This is a genomic window from Elioraea tepidiphila DSM 17972 (genome assembly GCF_000378465.1).
GTDB lineage: Bacteria > Pseudomonadota > Alphaproteobacteria > Acetobacterales > Acetobacteraceae > Elioraea > Elioraea tepidiphila.
Window position 1 is genome coordinate 252,490 of the sequence record NZ_KB899911.1, and the last position, 23,713, is coordinate 276,202.

A 23,713-nucleotide genomic window follows, 5' to 3' on the forward strand; every position below is an offset into this window, starting at 1 on the left:
GCTGGCGCGGCGGAACGCCCCTTCCGGGCGGGCCACCATGGTCCGGCCGCCTGGACACGCCTGCGGGTACCCGTCGGCAGCAACGTCCTCAGCCGCGGGCGCGCTTCGGCGCCTTCGCCGCCGTCCGCCGCGCCCCGCCGCGCCGGCCGGAGAGCGCCTTGCCCTTCTCGGCGAGCAGACGCACCGCCTCGTCGAGGCCGATCTCCTCCATCATCACGCCCTTGGGCAGGTTCGCGACGGTGGTGCCGTGCTGGACATAGGGGCCGAACCGGCCCTTGCGCACCTTCACCTCGCCGCCCTTGGGGTGCTCGCCGAGCGCGCGCACGGAGTCGAGCTTCTTCGCCAGCAGCACCACGGCGCGGTTCAGGCCGACCGCGAGCACGTCGTCGTCCTTGTCCAGGCTCGCGTAGATCGGCCCCATCTTCACGTAGGGTCCGAACTGGCCGAGCCCGGCGTAGATCGGCTCCTGCCGCTCCGGGTGGATGCCGACCAGGCGCGGCAGGGAGAGCCAGCCGAGCGCCTGCTCCAGGGTAACCGAGGCCGGGTCGATCCCCTTCGGCAGCGAGGCGCGCTTGGGCTTGGGCGCGGCCGGCTCCTTGGCCTTGCCCTTGCCGCGCTTCGGCTTGGGCGCATCCGGGTCCGCCGGCGGCGCCTCGCCGAGCTGCACATAGAGGCCGTAGGGACCCTGGCGCAGCGTGACCGGCTCGCCGGTGTCGGGGTGGTGGCCGAGCAGCCGCTCCTCGCCCTCGCCGTCGGCACCCGAGGTGAGGTTCCGCGTGTAGCGGCACTCCGGGTAGTTCGAGCAGCCGATGAAGGCGCCGGTGTTGCCGCCGATGCGCAGCCCCAGCCGGCCGGTGCCACAGCGCGGACAGGCCCTGGGATCGGTGCCATCCCCTTGATCGGGAAAGAAATGCGGGCCGAGATCCCGGTCCAGCGCCTCGACCACGTCGCTGATCCTGAGCTCCTTGGTCTCCTCGACCGCGGCGACGAACTCGCGCCAGAAGTCGCGCATCACCGCGCGCCACTCGGCGCTGCCGGCGGCGATGTCGTCGAGCTTCTCCTCCAGCCCCGCCGTGAAGTCGTAGGCGACGTAGTGCTCGAAGAAGCCGGTGAGGAAGGCGGTGACGATGCGGCCGCGATCCTCGGGGATGAAGCGGCGGTTCTCCAGCCGGACATAGGCCCGGTCCTGGAGCACCTGGAGGATCGAGGCATAGGTGGAGGGCCGGCCAATGCCCAGTTCCTCCAGCTTCTTCACCAGGCTCGCCTCGGAGTAGCGCGGCGGGGGCTGGGTGAAGTGCTGCTCCGGGCGGGCCTCGGTGAGTGCCGGCCGCTCGCCTTCGGCCATGGCGGGGAGGATGCGGCCGTCCTCGTCCTCGGCCGGGTCGTCCCGATCCTCGCGGTAGAGTTTCAGGAACCCGTCGAAGACAAGGACCGAACCCGTTGCCCGGAAAGCGATCGTCTTGTCCTCGGACTCGATCTCGACCGTGGTCTGGTCGAGCTCGGCCGAGGCCATCTGCGAGGCTGCGGCGCGCTTCCAGATCAGCTCATAGAGGCGGCGCTGATCCTCGGAGAGCGCGTGCGCGACGTCCTCGGGGCGGAGCGTGATGTCGGTCGGGCGGATCGCCTCATGGGCTTCCTGGGCGTTCTTCGCGCGTGTGGCGTAGCGGCGCGGCTCGGCCGGCAGGTAGTCCCGCCCGTAGGAGCCGCCCAGGTGCCTCCGGATCGACGCGATCGCCTCCTCGGCCATCTGCACGCCGTCGGTGCGCATATAGGTAATGAGACCAACGGTCTCGCCGCGGATCTCCACCCCCTCGTAAAGTTGCTGGGCCGTGCGCATGGTGCGCGTGGCGCCGAAGCCGAGCTTGCGGGACGCCTCCTGTTGCAGCGTGGAGGTGGTGAAGGGCGGCGGCGGGTTGCGCCGCACCCGCTTCCGCTCGACCGACGTGATCCGGTAATGCGCTGATTCCGCGGCTTTCTTGGCCGCCTTGGCGGCCGCCTCGTCGGGGATGTCGAACTGGCCGAGCTTCTTCCCCGCCAGCACCGTCAGCTTGGCCACGAAGGGCGCGCCGGCCTCGGTCGTGAACGCGCCCTCGACGGTCCAGTACTCGCGCGGCCGGAACGCCTCGATCTCGGCCTCGCGCTCGCAGATCAGGCGCAGCGCCACGCTCTGCACCCTCCCGGCGCTGCGGCTGCCCGGCAGCTTGCGCCAGAGCACGGGGCTGAGCGTGAAGCCGAACAGGTAATCGAGCGCGCGGCGGGCGAGGTAGGCGTCGATCAGGTGGCTGTCGAGGTCGCGCGGATGGGCGATGGCGTTGCGCACCGCCGTCCGGGTGATCTCGTTGAAGACGATGCGCTTGACCGCGACTCCCTTCAGCGCGCGCTTGTCCTCCAGCATCTCCTTGACGTGCCAGGAGATCGCCTCGCCCTCGCGGTCCGGGTCGGTGGCGAGGTAGAGGGTCTTGGCGCCCTTCAGCGCGGCCGCGATCGCGCGCACCTGTTTCTCGCCGCGGTCATCGGGCGACCAGTCCATGGCGAAGTCCTGCTCGGGCCGCACCGAGCCGTCCTTCGGCGGCAGGTCGCGCACATGCCCGTAGGAGGCGAGCACGGTGTAGTCCCGACCGAGATAGCCGTTGATGGTCTTGGCCTTGGCCGGCGATTCGACGACGACGACGTCCATTCCGGATTCCCGACTGGCCCGGGGCGGGCCGCTACCGGCTGGCGAGCGCCACCCGGTTCCCCGGCAGCCGCTCGATCCGCCCCTCGAGATCGAGCTCGAGCAGGGCGGCCGACACGGCGGGCGCGGAACATGGGCAGCGGCGGATCAGCTCGTCAACCGTCACGGGTGACGGGGAGAGCAGGGTGCGGAGCGCCGCCAGCGCCGCGGCGACCTCGTCGCCGGGCGGTTCTGCGGCGTCGGTCATCTCCGCGTGAGGCTCAGGCTCGGTCTCCTCGTCCTCCTCGGCAGGCAGGGCGAGGGCGAGGCGGAACGGCTCGGCCGGCGGGCCTTCCGGCAAATGGGCGAGGATGTCCTCGGCGCTCTCGACCAGGTGGGCGCCCTGGCGGATCAGGTCGTTGGCGCCACGCGCGCGCGGGTCGAGCGGCGAGCCGGGCACGGCGAACAGCTCGCGGCCGGACTCCAGCGCGAGCCGGGCGGTGATCAGGCTGCCGGATTTGGGCGCGGCCTCGACCACCACGACGCCAAGCGCAAGCCCGGCGATGATTCGGTTGCGGCGGGGGAAGAGCTTGGGGAGCGCGGCGGTGCCGAGCGGCGCCTCGGCGACCACGGCGCCGGTTGCGGCGATGCGGGCCTGGAGCGCGGCATGCTCGGGCGGGTAGGGGCGGTCGAGTCCGGTGGCGACGGCCGCGACCGTGACTCCGCAGGCGAGCGCGCCCTGATGCGCCGCCGCGTCGATCCCGCGCGCGAGGCCCGAGACCACGACGATGCCCGCCTCGGCGAGTTCGCGCGCCAGCCGCTCGGCGAGCACCCGGCCTCCCGCCGAGGCGTTGCGCGCGCCGACGACCGCCACGGAGCGGCGGCCGAGATGGGCCGGGTCGCCGAGCACGGCGAGCGCGAGCGGCGCGTCCTCGATCGCGGCAAGCGCGTGCGGGTAGTCGGGATCGTCCAGCACCAGCAGCCGCGCGCCGAGCCGGGCGAGGGCAGCTTCCTCGGCCTCGGCCGCCGCCTCGTCGGGGACGGTGACGGCGCGTCCGCGCGCGAGCCGCGGCAGGGCGGCGATCGCGTCGCGCGCCGAGCCGTGGCGGGCGATCAGCATGCGCGCGGTGATCGCGCCGATCCCTTCGGCGCGGGCGAGGCGCAGCCGCGCGCGTCGTTCGGCCGGGCTCACCGGCGCTCGCCGATGCGCGGCTCGGTGCCGGCGAGCAGGCGGCGGATGTTGCCGGCGTGGCGGACGTACACCAGCGCCGCGATCGCGACCGCGGCGGCGATGATCCAGCGATCGGCGAAGGCGAGCGCGTAGAGCGGCGCGGCGGCGAAGGCCACCAGGGCCGAGAGCGAGGAGATGCGCGCGAGCGCGGCGACCAGCAGCCAGGTCGCGCAGGCGGCAAGCCCCACCGGCCACGCAGCACCGATCAGCACGCCGAGCCCGGTCGCCACGCCCTTGCCGCCGGCGAAGCCGAGCCAGGGCGTGAACATGTGGCCGATGACGGCAGCGACGCCGGCAACGGGGGCGGCGAGGGGCCCGAACCACCATCCCGCCAGCAGCACCGCTACCGCGCCCTTGCCGCCGTCGAGCAGCAGCGTCAGCGCGGCGAGGTCCTTGCGGCCGGTGCGCAGCACGTTGGTCGCGCCGATATTGCCCGAGCCGATCCGGCGCACGTCGCCGAGCCCGGCGGCCCTGGTCAGCACCAGCCCGAACGGGATCGAGCCGAGCGCGAGGCCGAGCAGCGCCGCGAGCGCCAGGGTCATCCGAACACCCGGCGCCCGGCCTTCCAGGTGCCGAGCACCTTGCCCTGCACGGGCCGCCCGTCGAACGGGGTGTTGCGGCTGTTGCCGCAGAGATCGTCGGCGCGGATCTGCCAGGCGCGGTCGAGATCGAACAGGCAGAGATCGGCCGGCGCGCCCTCCGCGAGCCGGCCGGCCTCGACGCCGAGCAGCCGGGCGGGCCGATGCGTCAGCAGGGCCAGCGCGTCGAGCAGGGGAAGGTGGCCGGCATGGACCGCGTTCAGGGTCACCGCGAGCAGGGTCTCCAGCCCGACGCCTCCGGGCTCGGCCTGGGCGAAGGGCAGGCGCTTGGCATCCGTGTCCTGCGGCTGGTGGTCGGAGGCGATGGCGTCGATCGTGCCGTCGGCGAGGGCGGCCAGCACCGCCAGCCGATCGGCCTCGGCGCGCAAGGGTGGGGAGAGCCGGGCATAGGTGCGCCACTCGCCGACCGCGGTCTCGTTCAGGTCGAAATACGGGGGCGCCGTGTCGCAGGTGACGCGGATGCCCTTGGCCTTGGCGTCGCGGATCAGCGCCAGCGCCTCTGCCGTGCTGACATGGCCGAAGTGCACATGCCCGCCGGTGAGCGCGGCAAGCCGGATGTCGCGCGCCACCATGATCGCCTCGGCCGCAGCCGGGATGCCGGGCAGGCCGAGCATGGTCGCCTGGAACCCCTCGGTGACCGCGCCGCCAGACGCGAGCGACGGCTCCTCCGGGTGCTGGATGATGAAGGCGCCGAAGGTGGCGGCGTAGGAGAGGGCGAGGCGCATGGTGCGCGCCTCGGCGATCGCGCGGCGGCCGTCGGTGAAGGCGGCGGCCCCGGCCTCGCGCAGCAGGCCGAGCTCCGCAAGTTCGCGGCCTTCGCAGCGCTTGGTGGCCGCGCCGTAGGGGATGACCGTCACGCCGAGCGAGGCGGCGCGACGGGCGACGAACTCCACGAGGGCGGGTTCGTCGAGCGGGGGGTCGGTGTCGGGCAGGGCGGCGAGCGTCGTCACCCCGCCGGCGGCTGCGCAGGCGGCCAGGGTGGCCAGGCTCTCCTTGTGCTCCTCGCCCGGCTCGCGCAGGCCGACACGCATGTCCACGAGCCCGGGGCAGAGGCAGGCGCCGGCGCAGTCGATGCGCTCGGCGTCGGCGGGCGGCGCGGCGGGGTTGAGCGCGGCGATGCGCCCGGCCTCGACCAGCAGCGTGCCGGGCGCGTCGAGACCGTTCGCGGGGTCGAGCAGCCGGGCGTTGACGAAGAGCCGGCTCATGCGTTGCGCCGCATGTCGCGCGTCAGCAGGTCGAGCACGGCCATGCGCACGGCCACCCCCATCTCCACCTGTTCCTGGATCACGCTGTGCTGGAGGTCGTCGGCAACCGAGCTGTCGATCTCCACGCCGCGGTTCATCGGCCCCGGGTGCATCACCAGCGCGTCGGGCTTCGCCAGCGCAAGCTTCGCCGCGTCGAGGCCGTAGAAGCGGAAGTATTCGCGGCTTGACGGCACGAAGCTGCGGCTCATGCGCTCCTTCTGGAGCCTGAGCATCATCACGACATCCGCGCCGGCGAGGGCTTTGCGCATGTCGGTGTGCACCTCGACCCCGAGCTGCGCCGCGCCGGCGGGCAGCAGCGTGGGGGGCGCGCAGATGCGCACGGTGCAGCCCATGGTCGTCAGCAGGTGGATGTTGGAGCGGGCGACGCGGGAGTGCAGCACGTCGCCGCAGATCGCGACGGTGAGGTCCTCGAGCGTGCCGCGGTGGCGGCGGATGGTGAGCGCGTCGAGCAGCGCCTGGGTGGGGTGTTCGTGCGTGCCGTCGCCGGCGTTGATCACCGAGGCGTCGAGCTTCTGGGCGAGCAGGGCGGCGGCACCCGACTGGTCATGCCGCACCACCAGCACATCGACATGCATGGCGTTCAGGGTCATGGCCGTGTCGATGAGCGTCTCGCCCTTGGAGACCGAGGAGCCGGAGGGCGACATGTTGATGACGTCGGCGCCCAAGCGTTTGCCGGCGAGTTCGAAGCTGGTGCGGGTGCGGGTGGAGGCTTCGAAGAACATGTTCATCAGGGTTCGGCCGCGCATGACGTCGCGCGGGCCGCCCTGGCGGTTGAGCGAGATGTAGGTTTCGGCGAGGTCGAGGGCGGCGCGGATCTGGCCAGGGTCGAGGCCGGCGATGCCCAGCAGGTGGCGTCGTTTGCCGACCTGTCGTCCGAATCCGTGGTCCGCCACCTGGGGTCTCCCGGTTGTGCGGGGGCGGAGGGAACGCGCGTTGGGGGGTGGCCGTCAAGCGGGTGAGGGTAGGGGAAGGTCCAGGAAACTCAGTTTCCTGGCGGGTGGGTGCGGGAGGGCGGAGCCCTTCCGCTGTGTTCTGTGCGGCCGAAGGCCGAATGCGGGATCAGTCCGTTGTTTCGGGGACACGCACGTCACGGTGGTCCGCACTTCCGCGACACGACCTGTGGAGAGGCCGACGCTACAGGAGCGCCGCCAGCTTCCGGTTGGCGCTGCTGCCGTCGTGGAGCTGCACCAGCTCGTCGGGTTCGGACACGAACCACGCGAACGAACGCCAAGCGAGTCGTGACATCGTCCGCCGCGCGGGGTCGCCGCCGCGGTCCATGTAGGCAGTCACGACGGCGGCGTGCTCGGGCCGATATCGGCGCGGGCTGGCCGCGATGAGGTCGAGAAGCGCGTTCCGACGCTGGTCCGTCACCGGGCCGTCCGAGGCCACGACTTCCACGAAAACGAGCAGGACCTCCCCATGCCTGCCCGGCGGATCGAGATCGACAAGAACGACATCGGGCAGAAGGTCGGCGGCATCCAGGGGAATGCCGAGCGCCGTCTCCAGGGGGGCATCCCGGAAGGGACGCTTGTTGGCGCTATCGCTGACCCACGCCACGCGCGGGTTGCCGAGAAAGGCGGGTGCGAAGACTTCGATCACCGCCTTGGTGATGGTCGGGCTCGGGCCCGGCGGCAGGACGATGGACGGACCCCCGGGGCCTTGGACGGTGATGTTGGCGCCCGCGGTGCTTGCGCCTGCGCGCACGAGGGCGGCGCGCGCCAGCGCCGCGGCGGAGAGATGGGCGCGGCGCCAGGCTGCGGCCTCGGCGTCGAGCTGCGCGCCGGTCAGCCCCGGACGGAACAGCGCGGCGAATTCGGCTCGGAGCGCATAGCGCCCCGCGGGCGATGTCGTCGGCACCCCTTCGCGTTCCACCATCGCATTGAACGGGACGAGCCCCTGGCGGATCACCTCGTCGCGGAGCGGTTCGCGCGTGTTCTCGGCGTACCAGCGACCGGCCGGCGACGGCGCCTTCGCCTTGCTCATGATGTCGAGATACGCACGGCGGGAGTCATCGTCCTGACGGGCCGCCTGCGCATCGCTCATGCGCAGCACATGGCGCGGCGCAAGCCAGGCGCCCGACCCTGCAACGGCACCGATGTAGAGGGCGGTGAACACGGTCCGGGCGGTCATATCCCGGATCAGGAAGCCCCGATCCGGCGTGCCCTCGGGGAAGATGACCAGCAGCCGTGCGCGCATCTCCTGCCACGGCACCAGCGCCGGCAGGGTCATCCGCTGACACCATAGAGCCGTGCCACGGCTGCCTCGGGATCGGGTGCTGCGAGTGCGGTGAGCAGATCGGCCGTGGCCGGCAGCGGCATCGCTTCCAGCTCCGACGCGCTCACTGCGACGGAGGCGTTGATGCAGCGGAGCACGCGGTCGGCGGTGGCGGTGGCAAGGAAAGCGGCGAGGGCCGGGATCGGGACCGGCGGCCGGACCGTGCTGGGCACGATCATGTTGAGATGGTTCTCTACCGTGACGCATCCGTATCGCACGAGCAGGTCCGCGGGCATCTCGGCAGCGATGAGCCGGCGATGCTGTTCCTTCGCGGTGGTGCGCTGAACCAGCACGCAGGGTCGCGTCACGATGTTCGGGTCCTGCGGACCCGTGGGTTCGAACCACGCTGCGTGGTTCTTTTTGGTCGCGCGCAGAACGAACCGGCCATCCTGCGTGACCGCCTCGGCCCAAACCACCGGGATGCGGCCCTTGCCTGGCGTGTGGTGCAGCCGCGGCTTGTGGCGGTTCCACACCAGCGGGCCGGTGGAGACGCGGTAGCCCCAATCCGCCAGACGCGCCGGCATCCTGCGCATGCGCTCCACGAACGCGACGTCATCGACGCTGCGCGGGACGGTCCAGGGTGCCTCGGGATCGCGCGGCAGGATCAGCGTGCCTGTCGGCTCGACGCGCAAGCCGGCAGGCTCGACCCGGACGATCGCGCACTCGGCCTGATCCGTCCGCCGACCACGCCGGAACGTGGAGAGGGCGACTTCCTGCAGGACGTCCGCGAACACGTCCTTCCGGCTCTCCACGAGATCGAGCGTCACAGGCGGCGCGTGCTCGCGCAGCAGACGGCGCAGCGCCTTGAAGTAGTGCCCGGCAAGGAAGCTCGCCGGCGTGAGATAGGCGACGATGCCACCATCCGGCTTCGCCAGATGCACGGCGAGATCGGTGAAGAGCCCGTAGAGGTTCGGGTGTCCGTGCAGGCTGCGGGCGAAGCGTGCGCGCAGGAGCGGCGAATCCTTCACCTTGCCGAAGGGCGGATTGCCGATGACGAGGTCGAACGAACCGGCGCCGTCCTCGAAGGTGCGGAGGGCGTCTCGCCGCTCCGCGACCGTCCCCAAGCGCCGTCCGGACGCCGTCGCCAAAGGCAGGGCGACCGCCTCGACCGCCAGGTTGGCAAGCCATGCGGCGAAGGGGTCCACATCCCAGCCGCGCAGTCGGGATGTGAGCGCGGCGATGGCGATGGACGGCTCGACGCCGTTCATGGCGGCAAGCATCCGCGTGGCGGCTTCGACGAGGAAGGCGCCACCCCCGCAGGACGGGTCGATCACGCGGCCCGTGCGCCAATCGTGGCCGGCGCGCTCGGCCTTGTCCAAGAGACGGCCCACGAGGGGCGGAGGCGTGTAGTAGACGCCGTATTCAGCGCGATGGGCCTGAGGCAGAGCCTGCGCATACAGGTAGCCGAGGGCCGCAATGGCCTCTGGGATGGGCAGGTGCGCCACATCGCGGCCGAAATCTTGCGCGGTCCGTATCACCTCGGGCGACAGCGCGGCGAGTGTCGTTTCCGTCGGCAGGGGTGGCGGCGCGAGCGGATCGGCTTCGCAGGCTTTCACGTTCGCATGCCACCACGCCACTGCCGCTTCTCGGGCCACCGCGCGGGCAGCCTCGACGCTGGCCGCATCTGCGACGCGGGCCAGCGGAACGTGGCGATGCGGCAGGCCGGTGGCGGCGGCCGATCGGCGCGCCTGTCGTTGCTGGCCAAATGCTCCTGTCGATACCATCGATCCCGCCGGCGATTCGCACGGAACTATGCCTGTTCGCGTCGCGGTCGGACAGATTCGCCCGCGCCGAGGTGGCGATGGCCTTGTGTCCAGGCGGTTTGTCGGTATAGGAAGATTGTCGCCAGCCTTCCGTGGCCTTCCGTGCGCCCCGCGGCCACCCCGCCTTGGTGATGCCGCGCCCGGCGAGCGCCTTCCAAGCCCCGTCGAGCGCGCTCCGCGCAGGTCACCGGGCGCTGGCCGCGGCGGGAGACTGTCAGGACCCTCGGGAGGACGATTAAAGGCTTAAGGTCTTAAAGCGTTAAAGCTTAAAGTCCTAAATCTGAGGCCCGAGGGCGCCCCCCAGAGCCGCCTACCGCCGCAGCCGCACGTCCTGCAACCGCATCATCCCGTCCGGGTGCGCCTGGAACCCCTCGACATTGGCCCGCGAAGCCCACAGCCAGCGGTGGTGGTACAGCACCAGATGCGGCCGATCCTCCATCCAGATCGCGGCCGCCTGCCGATACAGCGCCTGCCGCTCCTCCACCCCCGTCACCGCCCGCGCCTTGCCCAGCAGCTCATCGAGCTTCGGGTTGCAGTACTTGCCCCAGTTCACGAACCCGTCGCATTGCAGCCAGATCGCGATGTTGCCGTCGGGGTCCGGCCGGCCCGACCAGATCACGATCGCCGCGTCGAAGTCGCCGCGCCGGTTGGCCGCGACCATGCTGGCGCTCTCGGAGGCGAGGATGCTGATGTCGAACCCGGCCTCGGCCGCCATGGCCTGGATCACCTCGGCCACCTGGCGCTCCACCGGCGCGTTGGCGATCGCGAGTTCGAACGCGACGCGCTCGTGCCCGGCCTCGCGCAGCAAGGCGCGCGCCTTCGCCACGTCGCGCGGCGGCACCGGCCGCTCCGCCACCCAGTAGGTGCTGTCCGGCGCCTCGAACTGGTTGGACGGCACGAACCGCCCCTCCAGCGCCACCTGGTTGATGACGTTGCGGTCGATCGCCGCCTCCAGCGCGGCCCGCACGCGCGGATCGGACCCCAGCGGCCGCTTCGCCCGCTCGCCCGCGCCGAGATTGAAGGTCATGGTCTGGTAGGCCATGGCCGTGCCGGCGATCAGCCTGAGCGACCGGTCGCGCTCGACCGAGGCGACGTCGGACGGGGTGACGCGCTCGATCAGGTCGAGCTGGCCGGCGCGCAGGTTGAGCAGCCGCACCGTGCCGTCGGGGATCGGGCGGTACTCGACCCGGTCGAGATGGATGCGCCCGGCATCCCAGTAGCCGGGGAAGCGTTCGAGCTCGACCACCTCCTGGGTGACGCGCCGGACGAACCTGAACGGCCCCGCGCAGACCGGGTTGGTGTGGATGCGCTCGCCCAGCGCCGCGATCGCGCGGGGCGACATCATCATCCCCGCGCGGTCGGCCAGCACGGCGAGCAGCGGCGCGTCGGGCTGCGACAGCACCAGCCGGACGGTGAGGGGATCGACCACCTCGACCGCGCTGACCGAGGCGAGCTCGGTCTTGCGCCGGCTCTCGCGCGCCTCGCGGTAGCGGTCGAGGTTCACCTTCACGGCCGCCGCGTCCATCGGCGTGCCGTCGTGGAACAGCACGCCGTCGCGCAGGCGGAGGGTCAGCGACCTGGCGTCATCGCCCCAGCGCCACTCGGTCGCGAGCTGCGGGATGTAGCGAAGCTGCGGGTCGAGATCGATCAGCTTGTCGCAGAGCGCGGCGAACACCACCCGCTCGAACACGCTGCCCGACTGCGCCGGGTCGAGCATGTTGGGGTCGGCCGAGAGCCCGATGCGCAGTGTGCCCTGCGCGGCGGCGGGCGTGGCCAGGAGCGCGAGAGCCAGCGCGACGGCGGTTCGCTTCATCACCGTCTCCCCGATGGTGTTCACGACACGTCAGGGGATGACGCAGGGCGTGTCAACCCGGCCGGGTCGCGTCGAGTGCGGCTTGCAGCATGTAGGCCGCCGCCGCCTTGTCCACGACCGCGGCGCGGCGGGCGCGCGTCAGGTCCGCCTCGCCGATCAGCATCCGGTTCACCGCCGCCGAGGAGAGCCGCTCGTCCCACAGCGCGACCGGCAGGCCGAGTGCTGAGGCGAGTGCCGCCGCCCAGTCGCGCGCGGCCTGCGCGGCCGGTCCGCTCGTGCCGTCCATCGACAGCGGCAGGCCCACCACCACCCCGCCCGCGCCCTCCTTCGCCGCGATCGCCGCGATCTCGGCCGCGTTGGCCTTCAGCTTGCCCCGCTTCAGCGCGCCGTAGGGCGAGGCGATGGTCAGCGTCACGTCCGACAGCGCGACCCCGATCGTCTTCGACCCGGGATCGAGCCCGATCAGCCGCGCACCCTTCGGCAGGGAGGCCCGCAGGGCCGCGACACTGGCAACCAGCATGGGCCGATGGTAACACCCCGGCCTTCCATCGAAGGAGTAGCCAGGTGTCGCTCGACGCCGAGACCGTCCGACGCATTGCCGCGCTCGCCCGCATCCGCGTGAAGGACGAGGAGGTTACGCGCCTCCAGGGCGAGCTGAACCACATCCTCGCCTGGATCGAGCAACTGTCCGAGGTGGAGACCGAGGGAGTGGAGCCGCTGCCCGGGGCGATGCGCATGAAACTGAAGATGCGCGAGGACGTCGTCACCGACGGCGACCTGCACGACGCCATCCTGGCGAACGCGCCCGACCGCGCGGACAACGCCATGGGCTCGTTCTTCGCCGTGCCGAAGGTGGTGGAATGACCGCGCCGACCGATCTCACGCTGGCCGAGGCGCGCGCGGCGCTGGCGGCGAAGCGGATCAGCGCGAGGGAACTCGCCGAGGCGCATCTCGCCGCGATCGAGAAGCTGAAGGACCTGAACGCGTTCATCACCGTGACACCCGAGCGCGCGCTCGCCGATGCCGCCGCCGCCGATGCGCGGATCGCGAAGGGCGAGGCCCGGCCGCTCGACGGCATCCCGCTCGCGATCAAGGACCTGTTCTGCACGACCGGCATCCGCTCCACCGCCGCGAGCCGCATTCTCGGCAACTTCGTCCCGCCCTACGAGAGCACGGTCAGCGCGAAGCTCTGGGCGGCCGGCGCGGTGTGCCTCGGCAAGACCAACCTCGACGAGTTCGCGATGGGCTCGTCGAACACCACGTCCGCCTTCGGCAATGTCGTGAACCCCTGGCGGCGGCGCGGCGACAACCGTGACCTCGTGCCCGGCGGCTCCTCGGGCGGGTCGGCCGCGGCGGTGGCCGCGCGGCTCTGCCTCGGCGCGACCGCGACCGACACGGGCGGGTCGATCCGCCAGCCGGCCGCGTTCACCGGCACGGTCGGCATCAAGCCGACCTATGGGCGCTGCTCGCGCTGGGGCATCGTCGCGTTCGCGTCGTCGCTGGATCAGGCCGGGCCGATCGCGCGCACGGTGCGCGACGCCGCGATCCTGCTGCGCGAGATGTCGGGTCACGATCCGAAGGACAGCACCTCCGCCGACGTCGCGGTGCCGGATTTCGAGGCTGCGCTCGGCCAGGGGGTGAAGGGGCTGCGCATCGGCGTGCCGAAGGAGTACCGGCTCGACGGGATGGTGCCGGAGATCGAGGCGCTGTGGCAGCAGGGCATCGCCTGGCTGAAGGAGGCGGGGGCGACGATCCACGACATTTCGCTGCCGCACACGCGCTACGCCCTGCCGACCTACTACATCGTCGCGCCCGCCGAGGCGTCGTCGAACCTCGCGCGCTATGACGGTGTGCGCTACGGGCTGCGCGTGGAGGAGGGCGGCGATCTCGACGACCTCTACGAAGCCACACGCGGCGCGGGGTTCGGCGCCGAGGTGCGCCGGCGCATCCTGATCGGCACCTATGTGCTGAGCGCCGGCTACTATGACGCCTACTACCTTAAGGCGCAGAAGGTGCGCGCGCTGATCCAGCGCGACTTCGACGAGGCGTACAAGATCGTCGATGCGATCCTGACGCCGGCGACCCCGTCCTCGGCCTTCGCGATCGGCGAGAAGCAGGACGACCCGGTGACGATGTACCTGAACGACGTGTTCACCGTGCCCGCCAACCTCGCGGGCCTGCCGGGGATCAGCGTGCCGGCGGGGCTGGATGCCTCGGGTCTGCCGCTGGGCTTGCAGGTGCTCGGCCGGGCCTTCGACGAGGAGACGGTGTTCCGGGTGGCCGCCGCAATCGAGGCGGCCGCCGGGTTCGACGCGCTGCCGCAGCTGAGGGCCGCATGACCTACACACTCGAAGGCCGCACAGGCGCCTGGGAGATCGTCTGCGGGCTGGAGATCCACGCCCAGGTGATCTCGAAGGCGAAGCTGTTCTCGGGGGCCGCCACCGCCTTCGGCGCCGCGCCCAATACGCAGGTGAGCTTCGTCGATGCCGCCTTCCCGGGCATGCTGCCGGTGATCAACCGCGAATGCGTCGCCCAGGCGATCCGCACGGGCCTGGGGCTGAACGCGGAGATCAATCTCTGGTCGCGCTTCGACCGCAAGAACTACTTCTATGCCGATCTGCCCGCCGGCTATCAGATCTCGCAGTACCAGCACCCGATCGTCGGCAAGGGCGAGATCGTGATCGACCTCGCCGATGGCACCCAGCGGACCATCGGCATCACGCGGCTGCATCTCGAACAGGATGCGGGCAAGTCGCTGCACGACCAGCACCCGACCAAGTCCTACATCGACCTCAACCGCGCCGGCGTGGCGCTGATGGAGATCGTCTCCGAGCCCGATATCCGCTCGCCGGAGGAGGCGGGCGCCTATGTCGCCAAGCTGCGCCAGATCCTGCGCTACCTGGGCACCTGCGACGGCAACATGGAGGAGGGCTCGCTCCGCGCCGACGTGAACGTGTCGGTGCGCAAGCCCGGCGAGATGTACCGCACGCGCTGCGAGGTGAAGAACGTCAACTCGATCCGCTTCGTCATGCAGGCGATCGAGGCCGAGGCGCGGCGGCAGATCGAGGTGTGGGAGTCGGGCGGCGAGGTGCAGCAGGAGACGCGGCTGTTCGACCCGAACCGCGGCGTGACCCGCCCGATGCGCTCGAAGGAGCACGCGCACGACTATCGCTACTTCCCCGATCCCGACCTGCTGCCGCTGGAGCTCGACCCGGACTGGGTGGCGGAGCTGAAGGCGCACCTGCCGGAACTGCCGGACGCGAAGGCCGCCCGCTTCCAGCGCGACTACGGCCTCTCGGCCTATGATGCGCGCGTGCTGGTCGCCGAGCAGGCGACGGCCGACTACTACGAGTCCGTGGCGAAGGGGCGCGATCCCAAGCAGGCCGCGAACTGGGTAATGGGCGATCTGTTCGCCGCGCTGAACCGCACCGGCCGCGGCATCGCCGACTCGCCCGTGTCGGCCGCATCGCTCGGCAGGCTGCTCGACCTGATCGCGGACGACACGATCTCCGGCCGCATCGCCAAGCAGGTGTTCGAGGAGATGGTGGACACCGGCGCCGACCCGGCCGCGATCGTCGAGGCGAAGGGGCTGCGCCAGGTGAAGGACGCCGGCGCGATCGACGCTGCGGTCGCGCAGGTGCTCGCGGCCAACGCCGACAAGGTCGCGGAGTACAAAGCCGGCAAGGACAAGCTGTTCGGCTTCTTCGTCGGCCAGGTGATGAAGGCGATGGCGGGGAAGGGGAACCCCGCGCTGGTCAACGAGGCGCTCAAGAAGGCCCTCGGCTGAGCGGCTCTTGCCGGATCGCCGGATCGCCCCTTCTCTTGATGCGGCCGGTGATTCGGACCCGGCGGAGACCTTCCGGCGATGCTCTCGCGCTTCGTTCCCTTCGGTTTCGGCGGCAAGCGCCGGTTCGACCAGCTCTCGGAGCAGGATATCCTCGCCCTCGCCATCGGCGCCGAGGAGGAGGACTCGCGCATCTACGCCACCTACGCCGCCAAGCTGCGCGCCGACTATCCCGCCAGCGCCGCCGTGTTCGACGCCATGGCGGAGGAGGAGAACTCCCACCGCCGCCGCCTGATCGAGCTCTACCAGAAGCGGTTCGGCGACCTGATCGTGCCGATCCGGCGCGAGCACGTCGCTGATTTCTACACCCGCCGCCCGGTCTGGCTGGTCGAGACCCTCGGCCTCGATCGCATCCGCGAGGAAGCCGCCTCGATGGAGCGCGAGGCGCACGACTTCTACCTCGCCGCCGCCGCCCGCACCCAGGATGCCGAGACGCGCAAGCTGCTCGGCGACCTCGCGGCGGTCGAGGCTGGCCACGAGGCGAAGGCCGACCACCTCGTCGAGACGCATCTCGGCGGCGAGGCGCGCGCGCGGGAGGACTTCGCCCAGCGCCGCCAGTTCGTGCTCACCTGGGTGCAGCCGGGCCTCGCCGGGCTGATGGATGGGTCGGTCTCGACGCTCGCGCCGATCTTCGCCACCGCCTTCGCCACCCAGGACACCTGGACGACCTTCCTGATCGGGCTCTCGGCTTCGGTCGGCGCCGGCATCTCGATGGGCTTCACCGAGGCCGCGCACGACGACGGCAAGCTCTCCGGCCGCGGCGCGCCGTGGAAGCGCGGCCTCGCCTCGGGGGTGATGACGACGATCGGCGGGCTGGGCCACGCCCTGCCGTATCTCATCCCGGACTTCTGGACCGCGACCGCGCTCGCGCTCGCGATCGTGTTCGTCGAGCTCTGGGCGATCGCCTGGATCCAGAACCGCTACATGGAGACGCCTTGGTTGCGCGCGACCTTCCAGGTGGTGCTCGGCGGCTCGCTGGTGCTGGCCGCGGGCATCCTGATCGGCGGGTCCTGACCGTCAGCCCGGCACGCGCGGCGTGAGCGGGCTCGCGAGCGCCCACTCGGCGATCTCGTCGCGGCGGGCGAACCACACGCCGGGCTTCTGCTTGGCCCAGGCGATGAACGCCTCGACCGTGCGCGAGACGGATGGCCTGCCGGCGATGAAGTCGTGCAGCGGCATGCTCATCATCCGTCGCCGCCGCGCGCCCTCCTCGTACAGCGTCTCGAACTCCTGGCGCAGCACCCGCTCGTAGTTCTCCAGCGGCTGGAGGCTGTTCTGGAAGAACTGCAGATCGTTCACATGCGTCATGTACGGCGAGAGCAGGAAGTCGCCGCCATCCACCGGCACGATGAACGGCTCGTCACGGGAACGATCGTCGATCGAATAGGTGAGCCCGAGCTCCTTCAGGATCGACAGCGTGTTCGGCCCGTATTGCAGCCCGCGCGCGTTGAACCCCTTGGGCCAGACGCCGGTGGCGCGCCGGAGGCTCTCGAAGCCCGAGCGCAGGAACGCGGTCTCCTCCGCGCGCGGCAGGTGGAACTGCGGCGCATGCGCGCGGCCGCGCCCGCCGCCCTCGTGACCGCGGCGCACCACCTCGCGCGCGACCTCGGGGTGCGCGTCGATCGAGGCGCCGATCATGAACGAGCTGACACGGATGCCCTGCCGGTCGAACAGGTCGAGCAGGCGCGGGATGCCCTCGATCGCGCCATAGCGGCGCATCGATGCGATCGGGTGGTTGGGGAAGCGCTGCGACGCCTGCGGCGTGCCGGGCGGGCCGGGTTGGGTCAGCTCCGGCTGATCGCCATCCGCCTCCATCATCATCGTCACCGAGAGGGCGAGGCGCGCGCCGCCCGGCCAGAACGGACCGGCTGTCCGCGCGCGCACGCGCACGGCCGGGGTCGCGAGCGCCGCGGCGAGCAAGGACCGCCGCCCGAGTGCTGTCCGTGATGTGGTGCCGTGCATCGAAGCCCTCCCGTATGTCGCGCGCAGAGTGGCGCAGCGGTTGCGCGTGAACGACCGGCTCGGGCTCACGATCGTGTGAGATGGGGGGAACCGCCGCCACCTTTCTGCCATTAACGCTTTGTGACTCCGCGAACACCCCCTCCGCCGGGCGATGTCCTGCGCCGCGGCGCCCTTTTTCTCGACTTCGACGGGACCCTGGTCGAGATCGCGCCGACGCCCGACGCGGTGCGGGTCGATCCGGCGCTGTCCGGAATGCTCCGCACGCTGCACGAGCGTCTCGGCGGCGCGCTTGCGATCGTGTCGGGCCGGCCGCTTGCCACGCTCGATGCCTTCCTTGCGCCGACGCGCCTGCCGGCGGCGTGCGAGCACGGCGTGGTGCTGCGTGTCACCGCCGAGGCGCCGGCCGAGGCGGCCGATGTGCCCTCGGTCCCCGATGCGTGGCGTGCGGCGGCGGCGGCGCTCGCCGCGTCCGTTCCGGGCGCGCTCTACGAGGCCAAGCCGCACGGCTTCTCGCTGCACGCGCGCCAGGCGCCGGCGGCGATGCCGCGCTTCGAGGCGGCGCTGCGCGACCTGATCGCCGAAGACGAGCGTTTCCTGCTGCTGCCGGCGCATATGGCCTGGGAGGTGAAGCCACGTGCCGCCGACAAGGGCACGGCGGTCGCGGCGCTGATGGCGCGCGCGCCGTTCCGCGGCCGCATGCCGGTGTTCATCGGCGACGACGTCACCGACGAGGCCGCGATCGCGGCGGCCGAGAGGCACGGCGGCGTGGGGCTGCGCGTCGAGGAGTCCTTCGGCGACCCCGCCGGCGTGCGCGCCTGGCTCGCGCGACTGCTCGACGAGGCGGACGATGCCGCAGCCGCTTGATCTCGCGGTCGCCGGCAACGGCACGGTCGCCGCGCTGATCGACCCGACTGCGCGTGTCTCGTGGCTCTGCTGGCCGCGGCTCGACGGCGATCCGGTGTTCTGCGCGTTGATGGACGGCGAGGGGCCGGAGCACGGCTTCGCCGAGATCGACCTGCTGCATCGGGTCGAGAGCGTGCAGCGCTATCGCCGCAATACGGCCGTGGTCGAGACCGAGCTCGCCGATGCGGACGGCAACCGCCTTCTTGTCACCGACACGGTGCCGCGCTTTCGCCGCTTCGGCCGGATGTTCCGCCCGCCCATGCTCGTCCGCCGGGTCCAGCCGCTCAACGGTCGGCCGCGCATCCGCGTGCGCATCCGGCCACGCTTCGGCTGGGGTGCGGAGGCGCCCGAGCTCCGGACCGGCTCCAACCACATCTCCTATCGCGGCCCGGCCGAGGACATGCGCGTCACCACCGACGCGCCGGTCGGCTTCATCGCGCACGAGACGGCCTTCGCGCTGGAACGACCGCTCGCGCTGATTATCGGCAGCGACGAGAGCATCACCGAGGCGCCCGGCACGCTCGCCCGCGAGTTCGAGGAGGAGACGACCCTCTACTGGCATGAATGGGTGCGCCTGCTGAACGTTCCGTTCGAATGGCAGGATGCCGTGATCCGCGCCGCGATCGCGCTCAAGCTGTGCGCGCATGACGACACCGGCGCGATCGTTGCGGCCCTCACCACCTCGATCCCCGAGGCACCCGGCACGGCGCGCAACTGGGACTATCGGTTCTGCTGGCTGCGCGACGCCTTCTTCACCGTGCAGGCGCTCAACCGGCTCGGCGCGACACGCTCGATGGAGAAGTTCATCTCCTACCTGACCGGCGCCGTGATCGGCGATGCCGGCGTGCCGCTGCGCCCGGTCTATCCGATCGTGCCTGACGGTCCGATGCTGGAGGAGGAGGCGAGTGCGCTCGCGGGGTTCCTGGGCCATAAGCCGGTGCGGGTCGGCAATGCCGCGGTGGATCAGCAGCAGAACGATGCCTGGGGCAGCGTGATCCTCGCCGCGGTGCAGATGTTCTTCGACGAACGCCTGCCCAGGCCGGGCGATGCGGCGCTGTTCCGCCAACTGGAACCGCTCGCCGCTGCCGCGGCCGATGCGGCGCTGACCCCCGATGCGGGAATCTGGGAGTATCGCGGCCGCAACCGGGTGCACACCTTCTCGGCAGCGATGTGCTGGGCGGCGGTGGACCGGATGGCGCGCGTTGCCGCACGGCTCGGCCTGCGCGAGCAGGCCGGGAAGCTCGCCGCACGCGCCGCGCCGATCCGCGACGAGATCCTGCGCCGGGCCTGGAGCGAGCGTGAGCGCGCCTTCGTCGAGAGCCTCGACGGCGAGGGGCTCGATGCGGCGCTGCTGCTGATGCCGGAGATCGGCATCATCGCGCCCTCGGACCCGCGGTTCGTCGCCACCGTCGAGGCGATCCGGACGCATCTGGCGCGCGAGGGGCTGCTGCTGCGCTACAACGCACCGGACGATTTCGGCGTGCCCGACACGGCGTTCCTGGTATGCAGCTTCTGGCTGGTCGATGCGCTGCACGAGATCGGGCGGACGGAGGAGGCGCGCGCGCTGTTCGAGCGCATCCTCGCCTTGCGCAATCACGTGGGGCTGTTCTCGGAGGATGTCGATCCGCGCACCGGCCAACTCTGGGGCAACTATCCGCAGACCTATTCGCAGGTGGGGCTGATCCTGTCGGCCATGCGCCTGTCGCGGACATGGGAGGAAGGGTTTTGGCGCGCCTGGTGATCGTCTCCAATCGTGTGCCGGTGCCGCGGCCGCGCGAACGTCCGCAGGCGGGCGGGCTTGCGGTCGCGCTCAAGGAGGCGCTCGCCACGCGCGAGGCTCTCTGGTTCGGCTGGTCCGGCCAGACGGCATCGCACACCGGCGGGTCGCCTGAGATCGTCACGGTGGGACAAACGACCTACGCGACGATCGATCTCTCGTCCGAGGACTATCGGCTCTACTACACCGGGTTCGCGAACGGCATGCTGTGGCCGCTGCTGCACTACCGCATGGGGCTCGCCGAGTTCCGCCGCGAGGAGTGGGAGGGTTATCGTCGCGTGAACCGCGCTTTCGCGCACTCGCTGACGCCGCTGCTGCGCGACGATGACGTGATCTGGATCCACGACTTCCATCACTTCCCGCTCGCGGCCGCCTTGCGCGCCGCCGGCGCGAAGCAGCGGATCGGCTTCTTCCTGCACGTGCCGTTCCCGCCGCTGCCGCTGTTCCGGGCCCTGCCGCAGGGGAACATCCTGCTGCGCGAGCTCGCCTCCTGCGACCTGATCGGCGCGCAGACCCCGTCCGATGCCTCGAACCTGCGCGATGCGCTGCGCGGCGCCGGCTTCGACGTGCCGGTTCATCCATTCCCGATCGGCATCGAAGCGGAGGAGTTCGCCCGCGAGGCCGAGAAGGCCGTGCGCGGCCAGGACGCGCGCCGTCTTGCCGACAGCCTCAGCGGGCGCGCGCTGATCCTCGGCGTCGATCGGCTCGACTACTCGAAGGGTCTGCCGCAGCGGCTGCGCGGGTTCGCGGCCCTGCTGCGCCGCTTCCCGGAGCATCGCGGCCGCGTGACGCTGCTGCAGGTCGCGCCTGTGAGCCGCGGCGACGTCGTGCAGTATCGCGCGCTCCGACGCGAGCTCGACGAGCTTGCCGGGCGGATCAACGGTGAGCACGGCGACATCGACTGGGTGCCGGTCCGCTGGATGACGCGCGCGGTGCCGCGCGCGACACTCGCGGGTTTCCATCGCATTGCGCGCGTGGGCCTCGTCACGCCGATGCGCGACGGGATGAACCTGGTGGCGAAGGAGTTCGTCGCCGCACAGGACCCGGCCGATCCGGGCGCGCTGGTGCTGTCCTGCTTCGCCGGTGCGGCCGACGAGCTGAAGGGCGCCATCCTGGTCAACCCGCACGACCCGGACGAGATCGCCGAGGGGCTGAACGCGGCGCTGGTGATGCCGGCCTCCGAGCGGCGCGCGCGCTGGACGGGCGACATCGCGGTGCTGCGGCGGAACTCGGCGGCCGCCTGGGCCGAGGGGTTCCTGGCCGCGCTCGCGCAGATCGGCCAGGACGCGCCACGCGCCGGCGGGGCATAACGCCGCACCTCGACACGCTCCGCGCGGTTTCCTAGGGTCCGGCACCTCTCGAAACGGAGCAGCGCGGTCATGATCGACCTCTACACATTCGACACCCCCAACGGCCGCAAGATCGGCGTGGCGCTCGAGGAGATGGGCCTGCCCTATCGGGTGCATATCATCGACATCACCAAGGGCGAGCAGCACGCGCCGGCCTTCCTCAAGATCAGCCCGAACAACCGCATCCCGGCTATCGTCGATCCCGACGGGCCGGGGGGCAAGCCGGTCAGCGTGTTCGAGAGTGGCGCGATCCTGCTCTATCTCGCCGAGAAGACGGGACGTTTCATGCCGCGCGATCTTGCCGGGCGCATCCCGGTCTGGGAGTGGCTGATGTGGCAGATGGGCGGCTTCGGTCCGATGCCGGGCCAGGTGCATGCCTATCTGCAGGTGAAGGACGAGGCCGATCGGCGGCACCCCCTCGAGCGATACCAGAAGGAGACGCACCGCCTCTATGGCGTGCTGGATCGCCGGCTGGCCGGGCGGGATTTCGTTGCCACCGAGGGCGAGCCATCGATCGCCGATTTCGCCATTCTCGGCTGGGCCTGGCGACATGAGCGCCACCGCGTGGACCTGGCCGAGTATCCGAACGTCAAGGCGTGGTACGAGCGGATGATGGCACGCCCGGGTGTCCAGCGCGGCTTCGCGGTGCCGATGCGCCGGGCCGAGGCGGCCTGAGGGTTTGGTTGACGCAGGGCAGGGGGGTCTCTAGAAGCCGGGGTCGCATACGCCGTGAGCGTGCCACTCACGGCGGAGGGGTGGCCGAGTGGCTGAAGGCGGCGGTTTGCTAAACCGTTATACGGGGATAACCCGTATCGTGGGTTCGAATCCCATCCCCTCCGCCAAGCCTTGACAAAGGCTTAGCGCGTCCAGGGCTTCCGGGCCGCCGATCCAGCGGCGGGCGGAACTGGCGCACCTGGGTGCGACACCTGCCCCCGCCAAGCGCGAGGGCGCGGGCATGGGCGGCCGGGTTCATCTTCTGGCAAGGCGGGGGCGGTTCTGCTGGCGGGCGCGCCTGCCGCTGGTGCTGGCGAGCCGGATCGGTCGCAGCCACTTCGGGATCGCCCTGAGGACAAGCGACCGGGCGGTCGCGCGGCGTCTCGCCGCCCGCGCCACCGCCGCCGTGGAGACCCTCGCCGAAGCCGTCGCGATGACCGCGCAGGAGCCGATCCAGCCCACAGACGCCGAGCTGATGGAGATCCTGCGCGAGCTGTTCCGCGCGATCATCGCGCGCGGCGAGCGCGAGCACCTGTTCCGCCCAGAGAACCACGACCCCGACGCGATCTCCGACGACGACACCGAGGAGGAGGCGGAAGCCAAGGCGCTGGACGATCCGATGGACCGGGCCCACTACTGGCGCGGGGTGCTGGTGCGGAACGCCTTCGAGGAGATCCGCCCCTACACCCAGGCGGCCCTGCGGCGCCGCAACCGGGCGACGCCGGAGCCCGAGGAGCGGCACCGCTCCTTCCTGCGGATGGCGGCAGGCGTGGCCGCCGAGGCGCACGCCATCCTGGGCCACAACCGGATGGGCACTCCGCGTCCCGCCGTGTTCCCCTACGAGGGTTGGCCCGGCCCCTCTGTCATCGCCGAGGAGGGCAAGGCGGGCGCGTCCCGGCCCAGCCTCTCAGCGCTCTTCGCCCAGCACGCCCAGCGTCAGGGGTGGGGGCCCGCCAACGCCCAGAAGGCCGCCGTCGCGCTGCGCCTGTTCCGGGGACTGGTCGGCGATCCGCCCGCGAGCGCCATCACCAGGCGCGACGCCGCCGCGTTCAAGCAACGGCTGGAGGTGCTCCCGGCCACCTGGGCGCAGGCCGCGATCTACCGGGACGCAGCGAAGGCCGGGGATCTCGGCACCGTCATCCAGACGGCCAAGGCGCTGCGCGACACGCTCGCGCGAACCTCAGCCGGCCCGATCACCCTCCCCGATGGCTCGACGGTCGAGCGTGCGCGCGCGGAGCTCTGAACCGCTCCGGTTTTGCCGGAGGCTCCAACTCCTGAGAGGGTGGAGCCTTGATGAGCAAGACGACGAACAAGTTCTCGCCTGAGGTCCGCGAGCGCGCGGTGCGGATGGTGCGGGATCACGAGCACGAGCATCCGTCGCGATGGGCGGCGGAGACGTCGATCGCGGGCAAGATCGGCTGTACGGCCTGGACGCTTCTGGATTGGGTGAAGCGCGCCGAGGTGGATGCCGGCAAGCGGGCTGGCGTGCCGACGGAGGTAGCCGAGAAGCTGCAGGCGCTCGAGCGGGAGAACCGCGAGCTTCGGCAGGCGAATGAGATCCTGCGC

At 71.3% G+C, this 23,713-nt stretch carries 20 protein-coding genes and 1 tRNA gene; 11 read left to right on the forward strand and 10 right to left on the reverse strand.

The features are described from left to right. Positions 1–88: 88 nt before the first annotated feature. The 9 genes from topA to ruvX form a co-directional block, all read right to left on the reverse strand. Positions 89–2,677 (reverse strand): type I DNA topoisomerase, encoded by a 2,589-nt coding sequence (topA, locus tag F563_RS0102815; protein WP_019013127.1) that lies wholly within the window; start codon positions 2,675–2,677, stop codon positions 89–91. Positions 2,678–2,708: 31 nt separating this feature from the next. Further along, positions 2,709–3,845 carry a DNA-processing protein DprA gene (gene dprA, locus F563_RS0102820; RefSeq protein WP_019013128.1) on the reverse strand — a complete coding sequence of 379 codons (1,137 nt, stop codon included), beginning with the start codon at positions 3,843–3,845 and terminating at the stop codon, positions 2,709–2,711. After that, positions 3,842–4,426, reverse strand: a complete 585-nt coding sequence (plsY, locus tag F563_RS0102825) for a glycerol-3-phosphate 1-O-acyltransferase PlsY (RefSeq protein WP_019013129.1) — start codon at positions 4,424–4,426, stop codon at positions 3,842–3,844. The genes dprA and plsY overlap by 4 nt, the downstream gene beginning before the upstream one ends. Next, on the reverse strand, positions 4,423–5,688 hold the full coding sequence (locus F563_RS0102830) for a dihydroorotase (protein WP_019013130.1): 1,266 nt from the start codon (positions 5,686–5,688) through the stop codon (positions 4,423–4,425). The genes plsY and F563_RS0102830 overlap by 4 nt, the downstream gene beginning before the upstream one ends. Then, positions 5,685–6,641, reverse strand: a complete 957-nt coding sequence (locus F563_RS0102835; protein WP_019013131.1) for an aspartate carbamoyltransferase catalytic subunit — start codon at positions 6,639–6,641, stop codon at positions 5,685–5,687. The genes F563_RS0102830 and F563_RS0102835 overlap by 4 nt, the downstream gene beginning before the upstream one ends. A 241-nt stretch (positions 6,642–6,882) precedes the next feature. After that, entirely contained in the window at positions 6,883–7,977 is a 1,095-nt protein-coding gene (locus F563_RS0102840; RefSeq protein WP_019013132.1) for a BsuBI/PstI family type II restriction endonuclease, read from the reverse strand. After that, positions 7,974–9,746, reverse strand: a complete 1,773-nt coding sequence (locus F563_RS21345) for an HsdM family class I SAM-dependent methyltransferase (protein ID WP_084596362.1) — start codon at positions 9,744–9,746, stop codon at positions 7,974–7,976. Before F563_RS21345 ends, F563_RS0102840 begins: the two co-directional genes overlap by 4 nt. A gap of 349 nt (positions 9,747–10,095) precedes the next feature. Continuing rightward, entirely contained in the window at positions 10,096–11,598 is a 1,503-nt protein-coding gene (locus F563_RS0102850) for an ABC transporter substrate-binding protein (protein ID WP_019013134.1), read from the reverse strand. Positions 11,599–11,650: 52 nt separating this feature from the next. After that, positions 11,651–12,118: a Holliday junction resolvase RuvX gene (gene ruvX, locus F563_RS0102855; protein WP_019013135.1), complete on the reverse strand. Its 468-nt coding sequence runs from the start codon at positions 12,116–12,118 to the stop codon at positions 11,651–11,653. 44 nt (positions 12,119–12,162) lie between these two features. On the opposite strand from ruvX, the gene gatC reads away from it, so the two are divergent. The 4 genes from gatC (at position 12,163) to mbfA (ending at position 16,456) form a co-directional block, all read left to right on the forward strand. Continuing rightward, complete coding sequence (gatC, locus tag F563_RS0102860; RefSeq protein WP_019013136.1) at positions 12,163–12,462, forward strand: Asp-tRNA(Asn)/Glu-tRNA(Gln) amidotransferase subunit GatC; 300 nt, start codon at positions 12,163–12,165, stop codon at positions 12,460–12,462. Beyond that, the gene (gene gatA, locus F563_RS0102865) at positions 12,459–13,937 is read left to right on the forward strand and encodes an Asp-tRNA(Asn)/Glu-tRNA(Gln) amidotransferase subunit GatA (RefSeq protein WP_019013137.1); all 1,479 of its coding nucleotides are present in this window, start codon (positions 12,459–12,461) and stop codon (positions 13,935–13,937) included. Before gatC ends, gatA begins: the two co-directional genes overlap by 4 nt. Next, complete coding sequence (gatB, locus tag F563_RS0102870; RefSeq protein WP_019013138.1) at positions 13,934–15,385, forward strand: Asp-tRNA(Asn)/Glu-tRNA(Gln) amidotransferase subunit GatB; 1,452 nt, start codon at positions 13,934–13,936, stop codon at positions 15,383–15,385. The genes gatA and gatB overlap by 4 nt, the downstream gene beginning before the upstream one ends. Positions 15,386–15,463: 78 nt before the next feature. Then, positions 15,464–16,456 (forward strand): iron exporter MbfA, encoded by a 993-nt coding sequence (gene mbfA, locus F563_RS0102875; protein WP_019013139.1) that lies wholly within the window; start codon positions 15,464–15,466, stop codon positions 16,454–16,456. Between the two features lie 3 nt (positions 16,457–16,459). Here the strand turns inward: mbfA and F563_RS0102880 are convergent, their stop codons facing one another. Next, positions 16,460–17,404 (reverse strand): polysaccharide deacetylase family protein, encoded by a 945-nt coding sequence (locus tag F563_RS0102880; RefSeq protein ID WP_162140559.1) that lies wholly within the window; start codon positions 17,402–17,404, stop codon positions 16,460–16,462. 120 nt (positions 17,405–17,524) lie between these two features. On the opposite strand from F563_RS0102880, the gene otsB reads away from it, so the two are divergent. From otsB to F563_RS0102915, 7 genes are all read left to right on the forward strand, one after another. Then, positions 17,525–18,268 (forward strand): trehalose-phosphatase, encoded by a 744-nt coding sequence (gene otsB / locus F563_RS21350; protein WP_019013141.1) that lies wholly within the window; start codon positions 17,525–17,527, stop codon positions 18,266–18,268. After that, a complete protein-coding gene (locus F563_RS0102890; RefSeq protein ID WP_019013142.1) occupies positions 18,252–20,048 on the forward strand; it encodes a glycoside hydrolase family 15 protein in 1,797 nt (598 codons plus the stop codon). Before otsB ends, F563_RS0102890 begins: the two co-directional genes overlap by 17 nt. Continuing rightward, entirely contained in the window at positions 20,033–21,394 is a 1,362-nt protein-coding gene (locus F563_RS0102895; RefSeq protein WP_019013143.1) for an alpha,alpha-trehalose-phosphate synthase (UDP-forming), read from the forward strand. The genes F563_RS0102890 and F563_RS0102895 overlap by 16 nt, the downstream gene beginning before the upstream one ends. 69 nt (positions 21,395–21,463) lie before the next feature. Further along, the gene (locus F563_RS0102900) at positions 21,464–22,108 is read left to right on the forward strand and encodes a glutathione S-transferase family protein (protein WP_019013144.1); all 645 of its coding nucleotides are present in this window, start codon (positions 21,464–21,466) and stop codon (positions 22,106–22,108) included. A 74-nt stretch (positions 22,109–22,182) separates the two neighbouring features. Next, positions 22,183–22,275 (forward strand) — tRNA-Ser (locus F563_RS0102905). Between the two features lie 113 nt (positions 22,276–22,388). Next, the gene (locus F563_RS0102910; RefSeq protein WP_019013145.1) at positions 22,389–23,390 is read left to right on the forward strand and encodes a DUF6538 domain-containing protein; all 1,002 of its coding nucleotides are present in this window, start codon (positions 22,389–22,391) and stop codon (positions 23,388–23,390) included. Positions 23,391–23,440: 50 nt separating this feature from the next. Beyond that, a partial coding sequence (locus F563_RS0102915; protein WP_019013146.1) for a transposase occupies positions 23,441–23,713 on the forward strand: 273 nt, incomplete at its 3' end.